Source organism: Pantoea sp. X-Soil-OKNW-713 (assembly GCF_059730685.1).
Genome location: NZ_AP035995.1, coordinates 704,844 through 729,057, shown reverse-complemented (window position 1 = coordinate 729,057; position 24,214 = coordinate 704,844). Strand labels below are relative to the sequence as shown.

Annotated in this window: 23 protein-coding genes and 3 tRNA genes; 17 read left to right on the top strand and 9 right to left on the bottom strand. The window is 56.3% G+C overall.

Going from position 1 to position 24,214, the window contains the following annotated elements:
• Window positions 1-24: 24 nt before the first annotated feature.
• From urtA to deoR, 6 genes are all read left to right on the top strand, one after another.
• Window positions 25-1,293, top strand: a complete 1,269-nt coding sequence (gene urtA, locus AC6I8R_RS03285; RefSeq protein WP_021184799.1) for an urea ABC transporter substrate-binding protein — start codon at window positions 25-27, stop codon at window positions 1,291-1,293.
• Window positions 1,294-1,463: 170 nt separating this feature from the next.
• The gene (urtB, locus tag AC6I8R_RS03280; protein ID WP_021184800.1) at window positions 1,464-3,029 is read left to right on the top strand and encodes an urea ABC transporter permease subunit UrtB; all 1,566 of its coding nucleotides are present in this window, start codon (window positions 1,464-1,466) and stop codon (window positions 3,027-3,029) included.
• Complete coding sequence (urtC, locus tag AC6I8R_RS03275) at window positions 3,029-4,105, top strand: urea ABC transporter permease subunit UrtC (protein ID WP_021184801.1); 1,077 nt, start codon at window positions 3,029-3,031, stop codon at window positions 4,103-4,105. The genes urtB and urtC overlap by 1 nt, the downstream gene beginning before the upstream one ends.
• Window positions 4,098-4,889, top strand: a complete 792-nt coding sequence (gene urtD, locus AC6I8R_RS03270; RefSeq protein ID WP_021184802.1) for an urea ABC transporter ATP-binding protein UrtD — start codon at window positions 4,098-4,100, stop codon at window positions 4,887-4,889. The genes urtC and urtD overlap by 8 nt, the downstream gene beginning before the upstream one ends.
• A 1-nt stretch (window position 4,890) precedes the next feature.
• A complete protein-coding gene (urtE, locus tag AC6I8R_RS03265) occupies window positions 4,891-5,589 on the top strand; it encodes an urea ABC transporter ATP-binding subunit UrtE (protein WP_021184803.1) in 699 nt (232 codons plus the stop codon).
• Window positions 5,590-5,639: 50 nt separating this feature from the next.
• A complete protein-coding gene (gene deoR / locus AC6I8R_RS03260) occupies window positions 5,640-6,404 on the top strand; it encodes a DNA-binding transcriptional repressor DeoR (protein ID WP_021184804.1) in 765 nt (254 codons plus the stop codon).
• On the opposite strand, the gene AC6I8R_RS03255 is transcribed toward deoR, so the two are convergent.
• Window positions 6,401-7,348: a 2-hydroxyacid dehydrogenase gene (locus AC6I8R_RS03255; RefSeq protein WP_021184805.1), complete on the bottom strand. Its 948-nt coding sequence runs from the start codon at window positions 7,346-7,348 to the stop codon at window positions 6,401-6,403. The genes deoR and AC6I8R_RS03255 overlap by 4 nt on opposite strands.
• Window positions 7,349-7,534: 186 nt before the next feature.
• Here AC6I8R_RS03255 and ettA point away from each other — a divergent pair, with 186 nt between their 5' ends.
• The 3 genes from ettA (at window position 7,535) to AC6I8R_RS03240 (ending at window position 12,069) form a co-directional block, all read left to right on the top strand.
• Window positions 7,535-9,202, top strand: coding sequence for an energy-dependent translational throttle protein EttA (ettA, locus tag AC6I8R_RS03250; protein ID WP_071783592.1), 1,668 nt, complete (start codon window positions 7,535-7,537; stop codon window positions 9,200-9,202).
• A 433-nt stretch (window positions 9,203-9,635) separates the two neighbouring features.
• A complete protein-coding gene (locus AC6I8R_RS03245) occupies window positions 9,636-10,790 on the top strand; it encodes a mandelate racemase/muconate lactonizing enzyme family protein (protein WP_497831911.1) in 1,155 nt (384 codons plus the stop codon).
• Window positions 10,783-12,069: an MFS transporter gene (locus tag AC6I8R_RS03240; RefSeq protein WP_021185819.1), complete on the top strand. Its 1,287-nt coding sequence runs from the start codon at window positions 10,783-10,785 to the stop codon at window positions 12,067-12,069. The genes AC6I8R_RS03245 and AC6I8R_RS03240 overlap by 8 nt, the downstream gene beginning before the upstream one ends.
• A 79-nt stretch (window positions 12,070-12,148) precedes the next feature.
• Here AC6I8R_RS03240 and nadR read toward each other — a convergent pair whose 3' ends face one another.
• The 3 genes from nadR to serB form a co-directional block, all read right to left on the bottom strand.
• Window positions 12,149-13,387: a multifunctional transcriptional regulator/nicotinamide-nucleotide adenylyltransferase/ribosylnicotinamide kinase NadR gene (gene nadR, locus AC6I8R_RS03235; protein ID WP_021185818.1), complete on the bottom strand. Its 1,239-nt coding sequence runs from the start codon at window positions 13,385-13,387 to the stop codon at window positions 12,149-12,151.
• Window positions 13,388-13,489: 102 nt separating this feature from the next.
• Entirely contained in the window at window positions 13,490-14,872 is a 1,383-nt protein-coding gene (gene radA / locus AC6I8R_RS03230; protein WP_013507777.1) for a DNA repair protein RadA, read from the bottom strand.
• Window positions 14,873-14,885: 13 nt separating this feature from the next.
• Complete coding sequence (gene serB / locus AC6I8R_RS03225) at window positions 14,886-15,863, bottom strand: phosphoserine phosphatase (protein WP_021185816.1); 978 nt, start codon at window positions 15,861-15,863, stop codon at window positions 14,886-14,888.
• 107 nt (window positions 15,864-15,970) lie between these two features.
• Here serB and AC6I8R_RS03220 point away from each other — a divergent pair, with 107 nt between their 5' ends.
• Window positions 15,971-16,630: a YtjB family periplasmic protein gene (locus AC6I8R_RS03220; protein WP_021185815.1), complete on the top strand. Its 660-nt coding sequence runs from the start codon at window positions 15,971-15,973 to the stop codon at window positions 16,628-16,630.
• A 39-nt stretch (window positions 16,631-16,669) separates the two neighbouring features.
• Here the strand turns inward: AC6I8R_RS03220 and yjjG are convergent, their stop codons facing one another.
• The 3 genes from yjjG to AC6I8R_RS03205 are packed head-to-tail and all read right to left on the bottom strand — an operon-like array spanning window position 16,670 to window position 18,196.
• On the bottom strand, window positions 16,670-17,353 hold the full coding sequence (gene yjjG / locus AC6I8R_RS03215) for a pyrimidine 5'-nucleotidase (RefSeq protein WP_497831910.1): 684 nt from the start codon (window positions 17,351-17,353) through the stop codon (window positions 16,670-16,672).
• A gap of 20 nt (window positions 17,354-17,373) precedes the next feature.
• Window positions 17,374-17,814, bottom strand: a complete 441-nt coding sequence (gene rimI, locus AC6I8R_RS03210; protein WP_036627496.1) for a ribosomal protein S18-alanine N-acetyltransferase — start codon at window positions 17,812-17,814, stop codon at window positions 17,374-17,376.
• Entirely contained in the window at window positions 17,786-18,196 is a 411-nt protein-coding gene (locus tag AC6I8R_RS03205) for a DNA polymerase III subunit psi (RefSeq protein ID WP_036627493.1), read from the bottom strand. The genes rimI and AC6I8R_RS03205 overlap by 29 nt, the downstream gene beginning before the upstream one ends.
• A 106-nt stretch (window positions 18,197-18,302) precedes the next feature.
• Between AC6I8R_RS03205 and rsmC the strand changes: the two genes are divergently transcribed.
• From rsmC to AC6I8R_RS03185, 4 genes are all read left to right on the top strand, one after another.
• The gene (gene rsmC / locus AC6I8R_RS03200) at window positions 18,303-19,334 is read left to right on the top strand and encodes a 16S rRNA (guanine(1207)-N(2))-methyltransferase RsmC (protein WP_497830039.1); all 1,032 of its coding nucleotides are present in this window, start codon (window positions 18,303-18,305) and stop codon (window positions 19,332-19,334) included.
• A 142-nt stretch (window positions 19,335-19,476) separates the two neighbouring features.
• Window positions 19,477-19,563, top strand: a tRNA-Leu gene (locus AC6I8R_RS03195).
• A gap of 32 nt (window positions 19,564-19,595) precedes the next feature.
• Window positions 19,596-19,682, top strand: a tRNA-Leu gene (locus AC6I8R_RS03190).
• 29 nt (window positions 19,683-19,711) lie between these two features.
• A tRNA-Leu gene (locus tag AC6I8R_RS03185) sits at window positions 19,712-19,798 on the top strand.
• Between the two features lie 84 nt (window positions 19,799-19,882).
• On the opposite strand, the gene AC6I8R_RS03180 is transcribed toward AC6I8R_RS03185, so the two are convergent.
• Entirely contained in the window at window positions 19,883-20,167 is a 285-nt protein-coding gene (locus tag AC6I8R_RS03180) for a DUF1435 domain-containing protein (protein WP_021185811.1), read from the bottom strand.
• 232 nt (window positions 20,168-20,399) lie between these two features.
• Between AC6I8R_RS03180 and AC6I8R_RS03175 the strand changes: the two genes are divergently transcribed.
• From AC6I8R_RS03175 to AC6I8R_RS03165, 3 genes are all read left to right on the top strand, one after another.
• On the top strand, window positions 20,400-21,494 hold the full coding sequence (locus tag AC6I8R_RS03175) for a diguanylate cyclase (RefSeq protein ID WP_021185810.1): 1,095 nt from the start codon (window positions 20,400-20,402) through the stop codon (window positions 21,492-21,494).
• A gap of 113 nt (window positions 21,495-21,607) precedes the next feature.
• On the top strand, window positions 21,608-22,411 hold the full coding sequence (gene fhuF, locus AC6I8R_RS03170; protein ID WP_497831909.1) for a siderophore-iron reductase FhuF: 804 nt from the start codon (window positions 21,608-21,610) through the stop codon (window positions 22,409-22,411).
• A gap of 85 nt (window positions 22,412-22,496) precedes the next feature.
• Window positions 22,497-22,949 (top strand): YbaK/EbsC family protein, encoded by a 453-nt coding sequence (locus AC6I8R_RS03165; protein WP_021185808.1) that lies wholly within the window; start codon window positions 22,497-22,499, stop codon window positions 22,947-22,949.
• Here AC6I8R_RS03165 and AC6I8R_RS03160 read toward each other — a convergent pair.
• Window positions 22,946-24,166 carry an MFS transporter gene (locus tag AC6I8R_RS03160; protein WP_021185807.1) on the bottom strand — a complete coding sequence of 407 codons (1,221 nt, stop codon included), beginning with the start codon at window positions 24,164-24,166 and terminating at the stop codon, window positions 22,946-22,948. The two genes, AC6I8R_RS03165 and AC6I8R_RS03160, sit on opposite strands and share 4 nt — an antisense overlap.
• Window positions 24,167-24,214: the final 48 nt, after the last annotated feature.

Here is a 24,214-nt window from a genome sequence, read left to right as displayed (position 1 = left end):
ATTACACATTTAGGGGTTTAAACGATGAAAAGACGTTCGTTGCTTAAGGCTTTCGCTCTCTCCGCTACCGTTGTCAGCATGGGCTTTGCCTTTGGTGCCCAGGCTGCCGATACCATCAAAGTGGGGATTATGCACTCGCTCTCCGGCACTATGGCCATTTCGGAGACACCGCTGAAAGATGTTGCGCTGATGACCATTGATGAAATTAACGCCAAAGGTGGCGTGCTGGGCAAAAAGCTGGAACCGGTGGTAGTTGACCCGGCCTCCAACTGGCCGCTGTTTGCCGAGAAAGCCCGTCAGCTGCTGACGCAGGACAAAGTCGCGGTGGTGTTTGGCTGCTGGACCTCGGTATCGCGTAAATCGGTGCTGCCGGTGTTTGAAGAGTTGAACGGCCTGCTGTTCTATCCGGTGCAATACGAAGGGGAAGAGATGTCGCCGAACGTGTTCTACACCGGTGCGGCACCGAACCAACAGGCGATTCCGGCGGTGGAATATCTGATGAGCGAAGACGGCGGCAGCGCTAAACGCTTCTTCCTGCTGGGCACCGACTACGTCTACCCGCGCACCACCAACAAGATCCTGCGCGCCTTCCTGCATTCGAAAGGGGTACAGGACAAAGATATCCAGGAAGTGTATACGCCGTTTGGTTACAGCGATTACCAGACCATCGTCTCCAACATTAAGAAATTCTCTGCGGGTGGCAAAACTGCGGTGATCTCCACCATCAACGGCGACTCCAACGTGCCGTTCTACAAAGAGCTGGCGAACCAGGGCATCAAAGCCACCGATATTCCGGTGATCGCCTTCTCGGTGGGCGAGGAAGAACTGCGCGGTATCGATACCAAACCGCTGGTCGGCCAGTTAGCGGCGTGGAACTACTTTGAGTCAGTCGATAACCCGACCAACGCGAAGTTTGTCGCCGATTACAAAGCCTATGCCAAAGCGCATAACCTGCCGAACGCCAACACCGTAGTGACCAACGACCCGATGGAAGCGACCTATGTCGGCATCCATATGTGGGCGCAGGCGGTAGAGAAAGCCGGTACTACCGATGTGGATAAAGTACGTGCCGCGATGGCCGGACAAACCTTTAAAGCGCCGGACGGTTTCACCCTGACTATGGACAAAACCAACCACCATCTGCATAAGCCGGTGATGATCGGTGAAGTCGAAGAGAACGGTCAGTTCAACGTGGTGTGGCAGACCGACAAACCGGTTCGCGCCCAGCCGTGGAGCCCGTATATCGCCGGTAACGATAAGAAGCCTGATTATCCGGTGAAATCAACGCAGTAAGGTGCGGCCTGTGCCCTCACCCTAACCCTCTCCCGCAAGCGGGAGAGGGGACAGATCGAGCAAGCGTTTGCATGTAGCACACCTCCCTCTCCCTTATGGGAGAGGGCCGGGGTGAGGGTAACAGCACGCACCTTCCCCCCATTACCCACCCCAACCACAGGGCCAGAACCATGACAATTCGCCGCTATCTCTGCTGTCTGCTGTTGCTCCTGCCCTGGCTGGCCCAGGCGGGCGATGGCGCAGATTTCGCTGCCGCCAGTCGTACGCAGCAGGCCACACTGCTCCAGCAATGGGCCGCCGCGCCACAGGCCAGTCGCCTGCCGCTGCTGGAGGCACTGCGCAATGAAACCGTGGTCATTGATGAACACAAACAACCGTTCAGTAAACAGGACGATAAATTCCAGCCGCTCGACAGCGCGCAACAGCCGAGTGGCGAAACCAAAAAACTCTTTATGAACAACCGGCTGCGCGTGTTGATCGCCAGTGCGCTCGCCGCACATCAGCTGGTCAGTGCCGACCCCGCCATTCGCCTGCGCGCCGCGCAGCAACTGCAAAACGACGGCGCTGCCGACCAATTACCGCTGATTGAACAACGTCTCGCCAGCGAAAAAGACAGCAAGGTACACGCCACCCTGGCGATGGCTGCCGCCAACCTGCAACTCACCAGCCCCGATGCGCAGGTACGACTGAAAGCGGTAAAACTGTTGGGAGAATCCAGCGATCCTAATATGCAGGCCAGCCTGCAACAGCTGACGCAAGCGGCGAACGAACCCGATGCGCAGGTACGGGCCGCCGCCAGCGACAGCCTGCAACAAATCAAGCATCGCCTGATGTGGGGCGACCTGCTCGGCCAGGCCTTTACCGGCCTGTCGCTCGGTTCGATCCTGCTGCTGGCGGCGCTCGGCCTGGCGATCACCTATGGCCTGCTCGGCGTGATCAATATGGCGCACGGTGAAATGCTGATGCTGGGTGCTTACGCCACCTGGCTGGTGCAAAGCCTGTTTCAGCAGTTCGCGCCGCAATGGCTGGCGTGGTATCCGCTGCTGGCGCTGCCAGTCGCCTTCCTGGTCACCGCTGTGATGGGGATGGTGCTGGAACGTACCATTATCCGTCATCTGTACGGTCGCCCGCTGGAAACCCTGCTCGCCACCTGGGGCATCAGCCTGATGTTGATTCAACTGGTGCGGATGCTGTTCGGCGCACAGAACCTGGAAGTCGCCAACCCGGACTGGCTCTCCGGCGGGATGCAGCTGCTGCCAAACCTGGTGCTGCCGTATAACCGTATCGCGGTCATCGTGTTCGTGTTCGCCGTGCTGGGTTTGACCTGGCTGCTGCTGAACAAAACCCGCCTCGGCCTCAGCGTGCGTGCCGTGACGCAAAACCGGGCGATGGCAGATTGCTGCGGCGTTCCTACCGGACGCATCGATATGCTGGCGTTTGGCCTCGGTTCCGGTATCGCCGGGCTGGGCGGCGTGGCGTTGTCGCAACTGGGTAACGTCGGGCCTGAACTCGGTCAGGGTTACATTATCGACTCCTTCCTCGTGGTGGTGCTGGGTGGCGTCGGCCAGTTGGCCGGCACCGTGGTGGCCGCGTTCGGGCTGGGCATTCTCAACAAGGTGCTGGAACCGCAGATTGGTGCGGTGCTCGGTAAGATCCTGATTCTGGTGTTGATCGTTCTGTTTATTCAGAAACGTCCCCAGGGCCTGTTTGCCTTTAAAGGGAGGGTGATTGACTGATGAGCCAGCCACTGACCTTAACCGCCGCGCGCAAAGCGCCGCGTCTGACCCTCAGCCTGGGCGTGCTTATCGCGCTGCTGCTGTTGATCATGCCGTTCTTTGCGCTGCTGCCCGCCAGCCATCCGCTGGCGCTCTCGACCTATACGCTGACGCTGGTCGGCAAGATCCTCTGCTATGCCATTGTCGCGGTGGCGCTTGACCTGGTGTGGGGTTATGCCGGGCTGCTATCGCTCGGCCACGGCCTGTTTTTCGCCCTCGGCGGTTATGCGATGGGGATGTATTTGATGCGTCAGGCGTCCGGCGATGGCCTGCCTGCGTTTATGTCGTTCCTGTCGTGGAATGAATTGCCGTGGTTCTGGGCCGGGACACAACACTTCGCCTGGGCACTATGCCTGATCGTTCTGGTGCCTGGCCTGTTGGCGCTGGTGTTCGGTTTCTTCGCCTTCCGCTCGAAGATCAAAGGTGTCTATTTCTCGATCATGACGCAGGCGCTGACCTACGCAGGCATGCTGCTGTTTTTCCGCAACGAAACCGGCTTTGGCGGCAACAACGGCTTCACCGGCTTCACCACCCTGCTCGGCTTTAACGTCACCGCCACCGGTACGCGCATCGGATTGTTTGTCGCCACCGTGTTGTTGTTGCTGGTCAGCATCGGCGTCGGTTTTGCCCTGGCGCGCAGCAAGTTTGGTCGGGTGCTGACGGCGGTGCGCGATGCAGAAAACCGCCTGATGTTCATCGGCTACGATCCGCGTGGTTTTAAGTTGTTCGTCTGGACCCTCTCCGCCGTGCTGTGCGGGCTGGCGGGCGCGCTCTACGTCCCGCAGGTCGGCATTATCAACCCAAGCGAAATGTCCCCCACCAACTCCATCGAAGCCGCTATCTGGGTGGCGCTGGGTGGGCGTGGCACCCTGATTGGCCCCTTGCTCGGCGCGGCGATTGTCAACGGCGCGAAAAGCTGGTTCACCGTCGCCTTCCCGGAGTACTGGCTGTTCTTCCTGGGACTGATGTTTATCCTCGTTACGCTGTTCCTGCCGCGTGGCGTGATTGGCCTGCTGCGCCGGAGGAAAGATGACTGAACAACTGTTTACCCAACCGCATCCGGCGGATCGCCATCGCGATCAACGTGATCCGGTGCTGCTGCTGGAAAATATTAACGTGTCGTTTGACGGTTTTCGCGCGCTGACCGACCTGTCGTTACAGATCGGCGTTGGCGAATTGCGTTGCGTCATCGGCCCTAACGGCGCGGGTAAAACCACGCTGATGGATGTGATCACCGGTAAAACACGACCCGATAATGGACGAGTGATTTACGATCAGGACACCGACCTGACCGCCCTGTCTCCGGTGGAGATCGCCCGCGCCGGGATTGGCCGCAAATTTCAGAAGCCGACGGTATTTGAAGCGCTGACGGTGTTCGAAAATCTCGAGATCGCCCTGAAAAATGACAAATCGGTGTGGGCCAGCCTGCGCGCCCGTCTCAACGGTGAGCAGCAGGATCGCATCGACGAGGTGCTGAAGCTGCTGCGTTTGGGCGGCGAACGCCAGCGCAAAGCCGGTCTGCTGTCGCACGGACAAAAACAGTTTCTGGAGATTGGCATGTTGCTGGTGCAGGACCCGCACCTGTTGTTGCTGGATGAACCGGCAGCGGGCATGACCGATGCGGAAACCGAGTACACCGCAGAATTGTTCCGCAGCCTCGCCGGTCAGCATTCGTTGATGGTGGTGGAACACGATATGGGGTTTGTCGAAACCATTGCCGACCATGTGACGGTACTGCATCAGGGCCAGGTGCTGGCCGAGGGATCGTTGCGCGAAGTACAGGCCGACGATCGGGTAATCGACGTTTATCTGGGGCGCTGAGATGTTACAGGTATCGGATCTGAATCAATATTATGGCGGCAGCCACATTCTGCGCGGCTTGTCGTTTGAAACCAAACCCGGCGAAATCACCTGCCTGCTGGGACGCAACGGCGTAGGCAAAACCACGTTGCTGAAGTGCCTGATGGGGTTGATACCAGCTAAGTCCGGCGAGATCCGCTGGCAAGATAAGGTGATCAACCAGCGCAAACCGCATCAGCGGGTGCAATCTGGCATCGCCTACGTTCCCCAGGGCCGGGAAATTTTTCCGCGTCTGACGGTAGAAGAGAATCTGTTAATGGGACTGGCGCGCTTCTCAGGTGCACAGGCCAAAGCGGTGCCGGAGGAGATTTATCAATTGTTCCCGGTACTGAAGGAGATGAAAGCGCGACGCGGCGGCGATCTTTCCGGGGGACAGCAACAACAATTGGCGATTGGCCGCGCCCTCGCCGCCAAACCACAACTGCTGATCCTTGATGAACCCACCGAAGGGATCCAGCCGTCGGTGATCAAAGAGATCGGCGCGGTGATCCGTCAGTTGGCACAACGCGGTGATATGGCGATCCTGCTGGTGGAGCAATTTTACGACTTCGCCGCTGAGCTGGCCGACAACTACCTCGTCATGTCACGCGGTGAAATCGTGCAGCGTGGCCGTGGGGAAACAATGGAAGCGGATGGGGTGCGTGGACTGGTGGCGATCTGAGGTGATTTCTGGTTAACATGGCGCATGTTTTTTCCAGGAAAAACCGAGAGATGGAAACCCGCCGCTTTGATCGTATCACCCGCCTGGCGCTGGCGCTGAAACGCACCGATAAACTGCATCTGAAGGAAGCGGCACAGCTGCTGGGCGTGTCCGAGATGACCATCCGCCGCGATCTGACCGAACCGGCAAACGGCGTGGTGCTGCTTGGCGGCTACATCATGCGCGATCCGCGTCAGAACATCGCGCATTACTTTGTCAGCGACCAGCAAAATCTCAACGTCAGCAAAAAACAGCAGCTGGCGCAGCATGCGGCGGCCCTGATTGAGGCCAACGACACGGTTTTTTTTGACTGTGGCACCACGCTGCCGCTGGTGATTGATGCCATTGATGACGAGCTGCCGTTTACCGCCATTTGCAGCGCCATCAATACCTTTCTGGCGTTGAAAGAGAAGCCTAACTGCCGGGTGATTTTATCGGGTGGGGAGTTTCATGCCGACAACGCGGTATTCACGCCACTGGAACAAGTGACGGTACTGGACGCGCTTTGTCCGACCAAGGCCTTTATCTCTGCCGCCGGGATGGATGTACGTCAGGGTGCCACCTGCTACAACCTGAATGAGTTGCCGATTAAACATCTGGCGTTGCAACGGGCGCAGACATGTATCGTGGTGGGCGACAGCAGCAAATATGGCAAGGTGCTGCCCGCCCGGATCGGCGATTTCTCGTTATTCGATATTCTGCTGAGCGACAGCCCGCCGCCACCTGCGTTGTTGAAGGTGATGCAGGTGGCCGGGGTTAAGCTGTGCTGCGGTTAGGCCCAGCGATCAATCACCGCCTCGCCGTCACGCAGACGGCGCAGGTTATCGCACACGCCTTTGATATTCCCTGCCAGCGAGATATCGGTGACACCGCCAATATGCGGTGTGGCAATCACGTTATGCTGAAACACCGCATCGTTGGGATCAGGCGGCTCCTGCCAGAACACATCTAAACCGGCTCCGGCCAGCGTTTGATTCTCAAGCGCGGAGAGAAACGCCGCTTTGTCGATCAGCCCGCCACGCCCAAGGTTTACCAGGAAAGCGGTGGACTTCATCTGCGCCAGTGCCGCCGCATCAATAATCTGATGGGTTTCCGCGCTGTGCGGCAGACTTAACACCACAAAATCAGACTCGGCCAACAGTTGCGGCAACTGGCTGATACTGCCTACCCAGTCAAGCTGATGCTCACGGGCAAAGGCTGCATCTGCTTCGCGTTTCACACCAATCATCCGCATACCAAAAGGCGCGAGGCGTTTTGCCAGCGCTTTACCGATACCGCCCAACCCGACCAGGCCGACGGTTTTGCCCATCAACCCCATGCCGATCGGCTGTCCGAGCAACTGCTGCGCCAGGCACTGCGCGATTTCCTGCTGACGGCGCGCCAGGCCGATCATCATCCAGATACCCAGCTCTGCGACAGAATCGGCGTTGCCGGAGTGATCAGAGGGGACATTTGCCACCATGATGCCGGCCTTCTTTGCCGCAGCGATATCAACGCCTTCCAGCCCGACGCCTGCCTGCTGAATCAGCTTCAGGCGATCAGCCGTTGCCAGTAGCCGCGCATCGACCCGGCACATACCGGGCACCAATGCATCAAACCCGGCGAGGCTCTCAGCCGCATGACCCGCTGACGCAACAAACTCCACATCGGGTAACATCTGACGAATCGACGGGATTAAACCGCCCCAAGCCTGTTCATCCGCAGCAATCAGCACTCTCATCGCACCTCCTCCCGTTTTAAGGCAAAAAGCCAGCATAGTCCGATGGCTGAGTGAGAATCAAACAGTTATCCGTTTATCGCGCCAGCTCCAGAAGTTTCCCCGCTGTGTCGCTGTGATTGGATCGGGAAAACGGCTAAACTTCAGCATCTGACGTCCACCTCCACAGACCAAGAGGCTCATTACAACGTGGCTCAATTCGTCTATAGCATGCATCGCGTCGGCAAAGTGGTTCCGCCGAAGCGTCATATTCTGAAGAATATCTCTCTCAGCTTTTTCCCTGGAGCCAAAATTGGTGTCCTCGGCCTGAACGGTGCGGGTAAATCAACCCTGCTGCGTATCATGGCGGGTATCGATAAAGATATCGAAGGGGAAGCCCGCCCACAGCCGGGTATCAAAGTCGGCTATCTGCCGCAGGAACCGCAACTCAACCCGGAACACACCGTGCGTGAATCCGTAGAAGAAGCGGTGTCCGAAGTGGTCGGTGCGCTGAAGCGCCTCGACGAAGTTTATGCGCTGTACGCTGACCCGGATGCCGATTTCGACAAACTGGCCGCTGAGCAGGGCCGTCTGGAAGAAGTGATCCAGGCCCATGATGGTCACAACCTGGAAACCCAGCTGAACCGTGCGGCGGATGCCATGCGTCTGCCAGAGTGGGATGCCAAAATCGCTAACCTGTCCGGTGGTGAACGCCGCCGCGTTGCGCTGTGCCGTCTGCTGCTGGAAAAGCCAGACATGCTGCTGCTCGACGAACCCACCAACCACCTGGATGCAGAATCCGTGGCCTGGCTGGAGCGTTTCCTGCACGACTTCGAAGGTACTGTCGTGGCGATCACCCACGACCGTTACTTCCTCGATAACGTGGCGGGCTGGATTCTGGAACTGGACCGTGGCGAGGGTATTCCGTGGGAAGGTAACTACTCTTCCTGGCTGGAGCAGAAAGATCAGCGTCTGGCGCAGGAAGCCTCTGCCGAAGCGGCACGTCGCAAGTCCATTGAGAAAGAGCTGGAATGGGTGCGTCAGGGCGCGAAAGGCCGTCAGTCGAAGGGCAAAGCCCGTCTGGCTCGCTTCGAAGAACTGAACAGCACCGAATACCAGAAACGTAACGAAACCAACGAACTGTTTATTCCGCCAGGCGCACGCCTCGGTGACAAAGTGTTGGAAGTCGCTAACCTGCGTAAATCCTACGGCGATCGCGTGCTGATTGACGATCTCTCCTTCTCGCTGCCGAAAGGCGCGATTGTCGGGATTATCGGACCGAACGGCGCGGGTAAATCTACCCTGTTCCGTATGATGTCTGGTCAGGAGCAGCCGGACTCAGGCACCATCGAGCTGGGCGAAACCGTGAAACTGGCGTCCGTCGATCAGTTCCGTGATGCGATGGATAACAGCAAAACCGTGTGGGAAGAAGTTTCCGGCGGTCAGGACATCATGCGTATCGGCAACACCGAAATGCCAAGCCGCGCTTACGTTGGTCGCTTTAACTTCAAAGGCACCGACCAGGGCAAACGCGTGGGCGAGCTGTCTGGTGGTGAGCGTGGTCGTCTGCACCTGGCGAAACTGTTGCAGGTTGGCGGCAACCTGTTGCTGCTCGATGAACCGACCAACGACCTCGACATCGAAACCCTGCGCGCCCTGGAAAACGCCCTGCTGGAATTCCCTGGCTGTGCGATGGTTATCTCGCATGACCGTTGGTTCCTTGACCGTATCGCTACCCACATCATCGATTACCAGGATGAGGGTAAAGTGGAGTTCTTTGAAGGTAACTTCACCGAATACGAAGAGTACAAAAAACGCACCCTCGGCGCAGAAGCGCTGGAGCCGAAGCGTATCAAGTACAAGCGTATGGCGAAGTAATTGCGCTGACGCGATAATAAAAGGCGCCTTAACCGGCGCTTTTTTTTGCGCGATAAATCCTGAACCGGATCGCGCGATAAATCGCGCCGCTACAGATATTTGCCTAACCCGTAGCGGCGCGATTTATCGCGCAGAGATGATATTTGCCCATCCCGTAGCGGCACGATGTATCGTGCAGTGATGATATTTGCCCAACCCGTAGCGGCACGATTTATCGTGCAGTTATGATATTTCCATCATATTTGTGATCCCCTGCACCACGCACCGTTAATCAGCACAAAAACCCGCCTGAATCCGCTTTCACTCCTGGGCTGTTGCCCGATGTTCCCGTTTTGCCTGCTTTTTATACTCGCTATTGACCCGATGTATCCCTATCCGTCCCGGCATTTTTCATAACTACTCACGCCGGGCGCACCCTTTTGAGGTCTATGGCATGAAGATATCTACGATTGAAGTGATGCGCATCGCGATCCCCTTTGATGCTCATCGACGTCCACCAGCGGAGCAAGAAACCACGTTTAACGCGGCCTCGCCGTCGTTGAGCCGGATGGAAACCCTGCTGGTTAAAGTCACCAGCGACAACGGACTGGTGGGTTGGGGAGAGGCCTTCGGGCATCTGGCTAACCCGGTCACGGAGCAGGCGCTGTGCAGCCTGGTCGCCCCCTTTTTCCTGCAACAGCCACTCCCCGACAGCGAACCGGCAATCGCGTCATTAATGCAGAACGCCGAGCAGGCTCTGCATGCGTTTGGCCGCAGTGGCCCGGTGCGCTACGCCCTTTCCGCTCTTGATATCGCCTTGTGGGATTTGCTCGGCCAGCAGCGTCAGCAACCGCTGTGGCAACTATTGGGGGCAACGCGTCATCAGATCGAGCGCTATGCCAGCCTGGTAAGCTACGCCAATGATCCCGAAGAAGTCGCCACCCAGGTGCAGCGCGCTTATCAGCAGGGATTCCGCACCATGAAGCTGCATGAAACAGCCAGCCCCGCTATCGCTGCTGCCCGTGCTGCACTGCCTGCTGACGCGCAGTTAATGGTGGACGTTAACTGTCCGTGGACGCGTGCGCAGGCGAGCCAGCACGCTTTTGAACTGCGTGCGCTGGAGTTGGGCTGGCTGGAGGAGCCGATCTGGCCACCGGATGATTTTGACGGTCTGGCGCAGTTGCGTCGCGTCGGTGTACCGCTGGCCGCCGGTGAAAACGTCGATGGTGATTTCGGTTTCGTCAATCTGCTGGAAAGTGGCGCAGTCGATGTGGTGCAACCCAGCGTCACCAAAGTCGGCGGTATCACCGCCGCCCTGCATGTCTTCGACCTGGCGCAGCAATATCGCGTACGTGTGGTGCCGCACTGCTTCTATTACGGCGCAGGGATGCTGGCTACCGCTCATCTGGTCGCGTTGCTGCCAGACAGCGTCAAAATGGAGATCCCGTGGATCGACTTCGCCGTCGATCTTTACCCCGATTTGCCTCACGACGTGCACTTTACCCTGAGCGATCGTCCTGGCCTCGGTTATCAGCCCGACGAGCAGGTGCTACGCGAGTATCGGATAACCCATCAACGGGTGGATGAACAGGGAGTGCATCATGTTTAAAAATTATCGTGTGGTCATTGCCCTGCTGCTGTTCTGCGCCGGGATGCTCAACTATCTTGATCGCGCCGCACTGTCGGTCATGGCGCCACTGGTGAAAAAAGATCTCGGCATTGATGATGCACAGATGGGCATCCTGTTTAGCTGCTTCTTTATTGGTTATTGCCTGTTTTGTTTTCTTGGCGGCTGGGGGGCTGACCGCTTTGGCCCACGTCGTGTCTATGCCTGGGCGGCTTCGATCTGGTCGCTGTTTTGCGGTGCCACCGCGCTGGTCACCGGCTTCGGTCATCTGTTGATTGTGCGTATGCTGTTTGGTATCGGCGAGGGGCCGATGGGTACCACCACCAACAAATCGATTGCTAACTGGTTCCCGCGTCAGGAAGTTGGCCGGGCAGTCGGTTTTACCAATGCCGGACAGCCGCTGGGTGCAGCCATTGCCGCACCGATTGTTGGTCTGGTTGGGCTGAATTTTGGCTGGCGTATCGCTTTCATCGTGATTGCCGCGCTGGGCTTTATCTGGGTCGCCAGTTGGCTGCTGCTGTTCCGTGATAAGCCAGAGCAGCATCCGCGCGTCAGCCGCGAGGAAAGTCAGCTGATTATGCAGCAACGTCCGGCCAGCCAGAGCGCCAGCACCCCACAGCAGGATCAGCACTCGCTGTGGCGCTACGTCTTCTCACTGCCGGTGTTAGGCGTCGCCAGTGCCTTTTTCTGCTTCAACTACATCCAGTATTTCTTCCTCTCCTGGCTGCCGAGTTACCTGACCGACTTCCAGCATCTGGATATCAAAAGCATGAGCATCATCGGTATTCTACCGTGGCTCGGTGCCACCGTTGGTTTTCTCGGTGGTGGCGTGGTGTGCGACATGCTGTTTCGCCGCACGCAGAACTTCCTGTTGTCTCGTAAGCTGGTGATTTTTGTCGGACTGGCCGTCGCCGCGTTATGCGTGCTGCTGACCGCCTGGAGCCAGAGCCTGGCTGCGGCCGTCACCTTGATTACCCTGGCGAGCGTGTTTGCTTATATGACGCCGCAAGCCTGTTGGTCATTGTTGCAGGATATCGTTCCGGCAGGACGAATTGGTACGGCAGGCGGGTTTGTTCACCTGCTGGCGAATCTGGCGGGCATTCTGTCACCGGGGATTACTGGCTTCCTTATCCAGTACGGCGGCGGCTATCACACCGCCTTTGTGTTGGCGAGCGTACTGGCTTTGACGGGAATGCTATTGCTGGCGCTGCTGGTACGGCAGAAAGGGGTTAATACGCTGCGCGCACTGGCGTCGCATTAAGGCGGAAATACGTAGCGGCGTGATTTACACGCGCCAAAAACATTGCGCGATAAATCGCGCCGCTACGCCAGAGGCGTGTTTAACGGGGGACGCCGTTCCCCAGCATCTGTTTAACCAACTCGACACAGCGCAGGAAGCGCGTGTCGTAGTCGTCCTCTTTCACATGGACGAAGTCGATATTGTTCTCACGCAGCATGGTGATCAGCAACGACTGAAACTCGCGTCGATCCACTGAACTGCCCAGGCTACGCAACCCATCCGCCACCCACGGCACGTTATTCTCCAGCAGAATCACCAGGTCGAAACGGTATTCATCAATCAGCGCCTGCACAAACGGATGTTCGCGCCCCTCATACTTGAGGCAAAACGCCTGGGTGGTGATGAAATCGGTATCGATAAAGGCCACTTTGTTGGCGTACTTGACGGCAAAATCGATGTACTGCGCCTGACCAAGGGCGATTTTGTCATAGTCCGAATATTGCAGCGCGATCTCGTCGCCACCAAGGTGAGAGAACACATAATCGCGGCCATATTCCCACGCGCTGGTGGTATTGAAGATGTTCGCCAGCTTATTGACCAGCGTCGATTTCCCGCTCGACTCACCGCCAAGGATCGCCACGGTGCGCACAAAGAACGGCTTGACCTCAGTCGGAATATATTCCCAATAGCGGAACGGATCCTGGCGAATCTGCGCACCGCTGATGCTCATAAAGGATCGATTGGGATCAAGCACCACCGCTTCAATACCGAGGTGCTGCTGATACATCGGCGCATCCGGTGCTTCGCTGGTGTAGACGCAATCCGCTTCAATGCCCTGCTGCGCCAGAAACGCTTTAACGCCTTCACTCCACACATCCCAGCCGTGCGGATAAGGCTCGATGCCTTCTTCGTTGAAGGAGTGGATACGGATGTTTTTCTGGTATTTGAAGGTTTGCAGCAGCCAGCGCAGGCGATCGCTGACTGTCGGCTGCTGCGACATGGCGCTGTTTTCAAATAATTCGCGATCGCGCGGATCATCATGTCCCATGATGATATGCAGTTCATCAACCTGGCTACAGGCGCGCTGGATCAGATAAATATGACCGGTGTGCAGCGGGTAGAACTTACCGAATATCACGCCGACGGTCTTCTCGCGACGCGGAAACTCCAGACCGAGAAAGCGATGTAACGCTTCCAGTTTAGCGGCGCTGGGGCTTTTGATTTTGGCATTCAGCAACTGGCTTAAATAGCCTTTGGTCATCCCGCTGGCATCCGCCACCTGTTGCAGCGTATGGCCCTGCTGGCGAATGGCGGTTTTCAGGTAGTCAAATGATGACATGATGTGCCTCCTGCATGGAAAGTGCGGCTGGTTGCCCTCACCCCGGTCCTCTCCCGCAAGACGGGAGAGGGAGGTGTGCAAAATGTTAGTCAGGCTGAGGCATTACAGCTCGTCCAGAATCGCCAGCGCATCCGCCAGCTTCTTCGCGCTGTAAACCTTCATCCCCTCAATCGGTTTTTTCGGTGCATTGCCTGCGGGCACTATCGCGCGCTTGAAACCATGCTTGGCGGCTTCGGAAATACGTTCCTGACCACTGGGCACCGGGCGAATTTCACCGGCCAACCCGACTTCGCCGAAAATCACCAGATCCTGTGGCAGAGGACGATCGCGCAAGCTGGAGACCATCGCCAGCAGCAACGCGAGGTCGGCACTGGTTTCCGTGACTTTTACGCCACCCACCACGTTGACGAACACGTCCTGATCCGCCATCTGTAATCCACCGTGACGATGCAGCACCGCCAACAGGATCGCCAGGCGATTCTGCTCCAGCCCCACCGCCACGCGACGTGGATTGCCCATCATGGAGTGGTCCACCAGCGCCTGAATCTCCACCAGCAGCGGGCGTGTACCTTCCCACACCACCATCACCGAGCTGCCCGAGGTGATTTCATCACCGCGAGACAGAAAGATGGCCGAGGGATTGCTGACTTCACGCATCCCCTGCTCGGTCATAGCGAACACCCCTAACTCGTTCACCGCGCCAAAACGGTTTTTGTGGCTGCGCAGGGTACGGAAACGTGAATCGGCGTCACCATCCAGCAACACGGAACAGTCGATGCAATGCTCCAGCACTTTAGGACCAGCCAGTGAGCCATCTTTGGTGACATGTCCCACCATCACAATCGCCACGCCACGCGTTTTTGCGAAACGCGTCAGATAAGCGGCAGTTTCACGCACCTGCGCTACACTACCCGGCGAAGATTGGATCTCCGCCATATGCATCACCTGGATCGAGTCGATCACCATCAGTTTCGGTTGTTCCTGCTCGGCGATCAGGCAGATCTGTTCGATGCTGGTTTCCGACAGCATATTCAGATTTTCGGTGGGTAATCCCAGACGATGGGCGCGCATGGCCACCTGTTGCAGCGATTCTTCGCCAGTGACGTACAGGGTTTTCATCCCCTCCGCCAGCTTACACATCACCTGCAACAGCAGCGTTGATTTCCCGGCACCGGGGTTGCCGCCAATCAGAATCGCGCTGCCCGGCACCACGCCGCCGCCGAGCACACGGTCAAACTCTTTAAAACTGGTGGAGAAACGCGGCAGGGCCTCAAGGCTGATCTCCGACAGCTTCTGCACCCGGCTGGTACCGGCGCTTCCGGCGTAACCACTCAGGCGCTCGTTGCGCGCGGCGGCTGGCGAGGCGGCAATGCGCACCTCGGTGATGGTATTCCAGGCATGGCAGGCGCTGCATTGCCCCTGCCAGCGCGGATAGTCAGCGCCGCATTCATTACAAACGAAAGCGCGTTTTGCCGCTTTGGCCAAATCCGTTCCTTAATTAACGTTCTTCGTGAATCAGGCTGCCGCTCAGGATGCAGAACACCCCCATCAGGTCAGCGTGACGGATAATGACCTCCGTCTGCTCATTCACTTTGGGTTTAGCATGATAGGCGATACCCAGACCGGCGGTTTTAATCATCGGCAGGTCATTGGCTCCGTCGCCAATCGCCACGGTCTGCTCCGGGGCAATGGCAAAACGCTGCGCCAGGTTATTCAGGGTATCGGCTTTAAATTGTGCATCGACAATCTGGCCCAGCACCTGGCCGGTCAGTTTGCCGTCGCGGATTTCCAGTTCGTTAGCCACGGCCGCTGCCAGATGCAAGGTGTCGCGCAGATAGTCAGCGTAATAGGTAAAGCCGCCAGAGGCGATCGCCACCTGCCAACCCAGCGCCTGTAATTTCTGCACCAGCGTGGTCAGGCCCGGCATCAAAGGCAGCGTATCACGCACCTGCTTCAGGATATTGGCATCGGCACCGGCCAGCGTGCCGACACGTTCGCGCAGGCTGGCTTTGAAATCCAGTTCGCCCCGCATCGCGCGTTCGGTCACTTCCGCCACGCGTTCGCCGCTGCCCGCGAGTTTGGCGATTTCATCAATACATTCGATCTGAATCGCCGTGGAGTCCATATCCATCACCAGCAAACCCGGGGTTTTCAGGTGGGGAATTTTGCCAAGCGGTGCCACATCAAAACCGGCATCATGCGCCAGTTTGGTCGCTCGCGGCGTCAGAGAGCCAGCCAGACGAATCACCTGGTACTCATCAACATTCCAGGCGCTGACGATCACCATCGCTGCGCCCAGCTGATGCTGATAGTCAGTCAGCTTTTGTTTATCAAGCCCGCGCCCATACAGCAGCCAGCCAGTCCGACCAGCACGGTAATCCAGCGGCATCACTTCATCACCGCTGAGGGAAAGGGGTAGACCCGGCCAAAGGGATACATCGGCGGGCAGATCGCACCAGGTAAGACGATTTGGCATTACAGCTCCTGTAGGGACAACAAAACCACGCAAGAGGCTACCTTGTCTGCGCGGGTTCTGGCAACATAATTGCCAGCCTTTCTGCTGTTATGTCACACGGGTTTCTGATGGTTAAAACCGCACTGAAATTTCGCCTGCACCGCACGGTGATTGTTCTTATCTCGCTGGCCCTGTTAGTGGTGCTGATGCAGGGAGCATCCTGGTTTAGTCTCGGGCACCAAATGGCGCGCTCCGAACAGGTTGAGGAGCTGGCCCGCACCCTGACTAAACAGGTGGCATTCAGCCTGCAACCCTTGATGGATAACAGCGACGATAATCGCGCGCAAATTGAAGCGGTGCTGAATCAGCTCACGGACAACAGCCGCATCCTGGATGCCTCTGTCTATGCTGATGATGGCAGCCTGGTGGCGCACAGCGGCGAAAGCATCGATGTGCGCGACCGCCTCGCTCTTGATGGCAAGCGCGCCGGTAGCTACTTCAATCATCAGATTGTGCAGCCGCTCAACGGTAAAGACGGCCCGCTGGGTTTTCTGCGTATCACGCTGGACACCCACGTACTGGTCACCGAATCGCGCCAGGTAGATAACACCACCAACATTCTGCGTCTGATGATGCTGCTGGCGCTGGCGATTGGCATCATCCTGACCCGTACCCTGCTGCGCGACCGCCGCACCCGCTGGCAGCAGTCGCCGTTCCTGCTTACCGCCAGTACACCGGTGAAAGAGGATAAAGAAGAAGAGGCGGAAGCGGAAAACAGTAAGCCGTAACGGCGCGATCTTTGCTGCGCCATTTCCGCCCGTTGCCTTTTATGCTTTCACCAACAACACTTCCAGCTCAGCAAGGTTTTTCACCTGCCAGTCCGGCGTGATTGATTCCGGCAACGGACGCGTACCGTGATCGAACCAGCAGGTTTTCAATCCGGCATTGATGCCGCCGAGGATATCCGATTCCGGTGTATCCCCCACCATCAATACCCGTTCACGCGCCGGGTTGCCGAGCAGCGCCAGCGTGTGATCAAAGATGGCACGATCGGGCTTGGGTACGCCGACCTGCTCCGAAATCACCAGCGCATCAAAATAATCACGGAAGCCGGTGCGTTCGAGACGCGCCTGCTGCAACGCGGTAAAGCCGTTGGTAATGATGGCGATCTTCACCTTGCCGTGCAGCGCGTCAAGCAAACGGGCCGCCCCCGGCAAAGGCAGGCAGATTTCCGCCATTGCGTTCAGAAAGCCGCTGTTGAGCACTTCCGGGGCCACGCTGAGTTTTTCGCCCCAACCAGTGAAGCGGCGTGTCTGTAGCTGCAACGCCGAAATCGCTCCGTTCTGATAATCGACCCACAGCGGTTTGTTGATCGCCTGGTAATCGGCGTAATCCTGATCGGTGAATTGCACGTCATAACCGGCAAACATGCGTTGCAAACCGGCATAGGCGTCGAAGTGAAATAGCGTGTCATCCGCATCAAAAATAATGCAGTCCCAGTCGTTTAACATAGATCTCCTCAGCCAAAACGCTACAGCGTCAATGCCATGATAATGGCGTCTTCTCTTCCGCTGGCAGTGGGGTAGTAATTGGGGCGGCGGCTTACCTGGTGAAACTCCAGCTGTTCATACAGCGCTATCGCCGCCAGATTGGAGGCACGAACTTCCAGCCACAGCGTCATGACCTCGCGCTTTTCCAGCTCAGCAATCAGATGCTGCAATAACTGGCGGGCATAGCCACGGCGTTGAAAATCAGGATCGACAGCGATATTGAACAGCGAAGCTTCATCCAGCACCACTTGGGTGATGGCAAAACCGACCAGACGGCCTTCCGCCTCAATGCGAAAATTTAAAAAACGTTCACCCTGATTGCTGGCAAACGTCTGTTCGCTCCAGGGAAACGCATGGCTGCGGCGCTCAATCGCCAGCAGCTGTGGTTGGTCTTCAGGGGTGACTAAAGAGATGGCTGTCATGGTTACACATCTGTTGCCAGAGGGCGCGTTTCGCCGCACCGCTACTGATTAATTCATTGAAAGCGGCGGTCGCAAAAGTGACGCCATTAAAAGGATGCGAGCTCTCGACACCCAGCAACCAGCCCGCACAATCCACCTGTTCCGGTAGCATCTGGAGCTGTTCTGGCGTGAGCGTCATTACCTGCGCGGGTTGCAGGTTTAGGGTACGCAACACATCGCGAACCAACGGCTCATGCAACGCCGGAGCGTGTTCCGCCACCAAGACCAGACGAGTCTCTGGCGTAAGCCGAACGGCAATCTCTCCCTGCAACACGCGTGGACGCCGCAGTTGATACTGCGTAATCCCCATTTGCTGTAAAAGCCAGTCGCGCCTTGATGTCATGCTGTTACCCGTTGTGCTGCCAGAATGCGACGCTATGCTAGCAAACCCATCGAACATGCGCCAACAAAGCACTATAATCCCCGCTCTGATTTAACAGGAGCCATCCATGTCTGCTTTTACCCCGGCCAGTGAAGTGATTCTGCGCCACAGTGATGAATTTACCGCCCGCCATGTTTTGTTTGCTGGCGATTTGCAGGATGACCTGCCCGCTCAGCTGGAAACCGCGTCAACACGCGTGCATACCCAGCAATATCATCACTGGCAGAACCTTAGCCGCCGCCTCGCGGAGCGCGCGGTCTATGGCCTGGTCGCAAGTGCGGCGGATGTGGCAGGCTGCGATACCCTGGTTTACTTCTGGCCGAAGAATAAACCGGAAGCGCAGTTCCAACTGCAAAACCTGCTCTCGCTGATGCCGGTTGGTAGCGATATTTTTGTCGTCGGCGAAAACCGTAGCGGTGTCCGTAGCGCGGAAGGCATGGTGGAGTCGTGGGCCAAACTGGAAAAGATCGACAGCGCACGTCGCTGCGGCCTGTACCACGGGCAACTGGAACAGCAGCCCACCTTCGATGCCGATGCCTTCAACGACAGTTATATGCTGGATGGCCTGACCATTCACACCCAGCCTGGCGTATTCAGCCGTGACGGCCTTGATGCCGGAAGCGCGCTGCTGCTCTCGACGCTGACGCCGCACACCAAAGGTAAGGTGCTGGATATTGGCTGTGGCAGTGGCGTACTGGCAACCGTGCTGGCACAACATTCGCCGAAAGTCCGTCTGTGGCTGTGTGATGTGCATGCCGCCGCAGTAGCAGCAAGTAAAGCCACGCTGGCGGCTAATGGCCTTGAAGGTGAAGTCTTTGCCAGCAACGTCTTCTCCGATGTCACCGGTCGTTTTGACCTGATCATCTCCAACCCGCCGTTCCATGATGGCCTGCAAACCAGCCTAGATGCGGCACATACGCTGATTCGTGGCGCGGCAAAACATCTCAACAGTGGCGGCGAACTGCGTATCGTCGCCAACGCCTTCCTGCCCTATCCGCAGGTGCTGGATGAGACTTTCGGAAACCATGAAGTGCTGGCGCAAACCGGACGCTTTAAAGTTTACCGTGCGGTTTACGGTCGCGGCGCGAAAGCACGTTAATTCAGCGATGTTGCTGACGCGGCGGCAGAAACGTTGCTTTTTCCAGCAATCGTTTCACCGCCGCGAAATATGTGTTGACGCATTGAGTAAAATCTCTAAAATGCGCCTCCGTGGTTAGCAATACTTAAGGTATTGCAGGTACGCGAAGGTGGCGGAATTGGTAGACGCGCTAGCTTCAGGTGTTAGTGTCCTTACGGACGTGAGGGTTCAAGTCCCTCTCTTCGCACCAAAAACCACGTAGTTCATATCGCACTGCACAATGCGAAGGTGGCGGAATTGGTAGACGCGCTAGCTTCAGGTGTTAGTGTTCTTACGGACGTGAGGGTTCAAGTCCCTCTCTTCGCACCAATGCGGTGATATGAACAGACAACTACGATGCGAAGGTGGCGGAATTGGTAGACGCGCTAGCTTCAGGTGTTAGTGTCCTTACGGACGTGAGGGTTCAAGTCCCTCTCTTCGCACCAACGTTGTCATCCTTCCCGGTTATCTCATCCATCATGTTTACAGCTTCTGCTCACGCTCATGCGTGATTTTGTCATTTCTGTCGTTCAGATCAGATGAAAATTCACTGACACCGCCGCTAATCCGCCAGCCAGCGCCAGGCAGGAAGGCAACAGCAGGTAATGACGCAGACGATGATGAAACAACATCACTATTGTCAGCAGCAACGCCACAATCATCACTAACCGCCACTGGCTGAAACTGGGTTCCCATAGCGCGAAGACCGGCATCGCCGCACAGGGCAACAGCACACCCCAGCCACTATCCAGGCGTTTACCCATAATCCAGCTCACACCCCATAAGCCACAGGCAGCCAACATCGCCATGATCATCGCGCAACCCTCAAATGATAAGTATTCGTATTATCATATGATAATATTTCTCATTATGCAGCGGATTTTTTTTATCGAAAAAGCCCTGCGGATGACAGTACTACTGGAAAATGCTAAATTGCCGCCGATAACTATTTTGATAACACAGCAATAATGTGCTCATTACCCTGGCAGGGAGAATATTCCGGCCGGGTAGCGCTTTGATATTTCAGGGCTGTTACGAGTAATAATAATGAAATTACAATCTTACGATGAATTGAAACACAGCAAATATCGGCTCTCACTGATGCTTTTTCTGTTTTTGAATGTCGCTGTTTCACTATTTTCTTTGTTACCATTTTTAGGGGAGGCATCCAGCATCCACTCACTGCCAGCAGTACTGGTGGCAGGCTTTAGCATCTCTTTACTTACCCTTTGTTTAATCAGCCCAAAACTAAAATTACCGCTATTAAATCCTGTGGCTTTGTTATTTGGTGCATTATGGGCATGGCACATAAACCACAAATACCATCTGGTTTTCTATTTTGATGGTAGTTTTTTAATAATCAGTCTGTTGAGCGTATTTTTTGTCAGTGCGATTGCGCTAAGTGATTATTTAGTTGCTTTCTGTTTACACATCACGCCGCCGGTATTCACTGTTTTGCTGCTGGATGATGGTCAGCATTTAATGATGATTTTGTTTACCATCACCTTGCCGTTGATTGGTTTTTCATTACACCATCTGATGCGTCGCCGCTTCGATCATTTCACCCGCCGTCTGGTGCGGCAGCTATACGAAGAGAAAGAGAGTTTCAGCGACTTAAGCATGCTGGACCCGTTAACCGGTTTGTATAACCGCCGGGGGCTGAAAAACCGTCTGGATACCATTCTGGAAAATCACGCAGGCAGCCACTTCGTCTTACTGCTGGATATCGACCATTTCAAGGCCTACAACGACAACTACGGCCATGCGATGGGCGATCAGGCATTGGCACGGGTTTCGGTCGCCATTCGCGATGCCGTCCGCTCGCGCGATGTGGTGACACGGTACGGCGGTGAAGAGTTTCTGGTACTGATGACGAACGTTAACGCCTCAATTGCCATGAAACTGGCCGAGCGCATTCGCCAGTACGTGGTCGATCTGGAAATTCCCCATCGCTTTAATGAGAAGGTTTCGACCCACGTCACCATCAGTGCAGGTATCGCCCCAATTTTTGATGATGATTTTGATCAGGCGGTCGCGAATGCTGACCGTGCCCTGTATGTGGCGAAAAATCAGGGACGTAATACCATCCTGGCGTGGGATGATTTACCCAAAGCGCCGCTGGATACTAAAGATCTCGCCTGAAACGTTGGATTCACGGGTGCCATGACAGTGAATCCAACGCCGGGTTGTCTTGTGAGCTGAAGCGGGAACGATTATCATTTGTTTTTCGCTTCCCGTTTTCATTCAGGACCGGCATGGCTACTATCACCCGTCAGGATCATCGCTTCAGCGAACATCCACTGATCTTTATCCAAAGCGACCGCACGCTGGCGAGCGCACTGGAAGATCTGATGCGTGAACAGCGTAGCTACATGCTGGAAACAATCCACCTCGGCCAGCCTGCGCCATCAGGCACCTTAACACTTGCCGAATGGTCCCAGCCCCAGCATTACCTCCGCCTGACCCAGCGCTACAGCGATTATTTGTATCGCAATCATCCTGATGTCCCGCATGAGGCGAAGCCCCTCCAGTCGCTCTGGGCGCAATGGTATTTTGGCCTGTTGCTGTCACCGTTGATGCTGGCACTGCTGCTGGAACCACGCGCGCTTAACTGCGCTCCCCATCTGATTCACGTTGAATTCCATGAAAATGGCCATCCCTGCGCTTTCTGGATTGATGTGCAGGAGGATGAGGATGCTCGTTACCTCAACGCCCAGCAGCGTCTCGATCGCCTGATCCAGCACTACCTGATTCCAGCCGTAAATGGCATGGCACAGCACGGTGATATCAACGCCAAACTGATCTGGAACAACATGGGATTCTCCTTCTGGTGGTTCCTTGGAGAGTTAAAAACGCTGTTGCCCGCAGATGTGGTGTCACAGCTGGAGCAGGCGTTGTTTTTCAGCCGTACCCTGCTGGATGGCAGCGATAACCCGCTTTACCGCACCATGATCCCACGCAATGGCGTGATGGAACGCCGTAGTTGCTGCCAGCGTTACCGCATTCCCGACGTTGAACGCTGTGGTAACTGCACATTAACAGCGGTGTGTGCTCAGTAAATTCTGTTACAGATTCTCCTGCATTCTCGTTTACAGTTGAGAGGGCTTATGGCAGTTTTAGCGCTTGATTTTGCCGGAGAAAAAAATGAGCCTGGAGTCGGTACGGCACTTCTTTGCCGAACATGCACCGGATGTCGATATCATCGAGATGCCGGACGCTGAACTGGCCCTACGCCTGCATGACGTGGAGCCAGGACAACTCGCTAAAACCCTGTCTTTTAAAGTAAAAGATAAAATCGTGCTGATTGTCACGCGCGGTGATGCGCGTCTTGATAATGACAAATTAAAAGCGACACTTGGCAGGAAAGTACGTATGTTGTGCGTCGATGAGGTGGTGAATCTGACAGGCCATCCCGCCCGCGCAGTCAGCCCATTCGGCCTGGAAAATCCGCTGACCGTCTATTGCGATGTCTCATTGCGTAGCTACGATGAGGTGCTGCCTGCGGCGGGTTCCATTTACAATGCGGTGCGCATTTCGCCGCAGCGTATGGCGGATCTCACTGCGGCAAAATGGATTGACGTCTGCGAGTCGTTTTAATGCGACTCGCGCGCCACGGCACCGGATATTTCAATGCCACGCGTTTCCCGTCCAAATGCGACAAACACGCATATCAACACCGCCACCGTCCCGGCAACAATCGCCATTCCTAAGCCATAGTTACCGCCGTGTGCCTCCGCAATACGCGATTGTAAGGTGGCGTTAACCGAGGCAATCAGGTTCCCTAACTGGTACACAAAGCCCGGCAGCACCGCACGCGCATTGGCAGGCACCAGCTCGGTGAGATAGGTCGGTACCACACCCCATGCGCCCTGCACCATAAACTGCATCAGAAACGCACCGATGCCAATCATCCAGGAACCGCTGGAAAACGCCCACAACGGCAGCACCGGTAGCGCCAGAAACGATGCCAGCATAATGGCTTTCTTACGCCCGATACGCTCCGACAGCGAACCGAAAAAGATACCGCCCAGCATCGCCGCGATATTGTAGCTAATCGCAATAATGCTTACCGTGTGCGGATCAAACTGGTGTTGTACCTTCAGGAAGGTGGGATAGAGATCCTGGGTGCCGTGGCTGAAGAAGTTGAAGCAGGCCATCAGCAGCACCATGTAAATACAGATTTTCCAGTGCTGGCGAATAATCGGCAGCAAGGCGGTACTCTCTTTACGCTGGCGCGCCGCCAGCCACACCGGGGATTCCGGCACCTTGAAATAGATAAAGGGCAGCAACAAAATCGGCAGCGCACCAATCATAAACATTCCGCGCCAGCCCACGCTCTCGAAGAACAAACCGAAGATGATCGACGCCAGCAGGTAGCCACAGGGATAACCCGCCTGGAAAATTCCGGACATCAAACCCCGTGAGCGATCCGGGATGGTTTCCATCGCCAGCGACGAGGCCACGCCCCAGATGCCCCCCATTGCCACGCCGTAAATCACGCGGAACGTCAGGAAAGCAGCAAAGTTCGGTGACCAGGCTGACAGCAGCTCAAACAGCGAGAACAGCACAATATTGAGCATCAGAATCGGGCGACGCCCATATTTTTCCGCGAGACGACCAAACAGCAGCGCACCAATTGGCCGCACTGCCAGCGTGAGCATAATCGCGATAGAAACATCAGAAACGCTGGTGTGGAAATACTGGGCAAGATCGCTGAGTACAAACACCAGAATAAAGAAGTCGAACGCATCCAGCGTCCAGCTGGCGAAACTGGCAAAAGCCACATTTCGCTGCGTCGCAGTCCAGTTAAACATAGGGGGTATCCTGTCTGACAGCGCCCGGATCGTTGGCCGGACATTCTT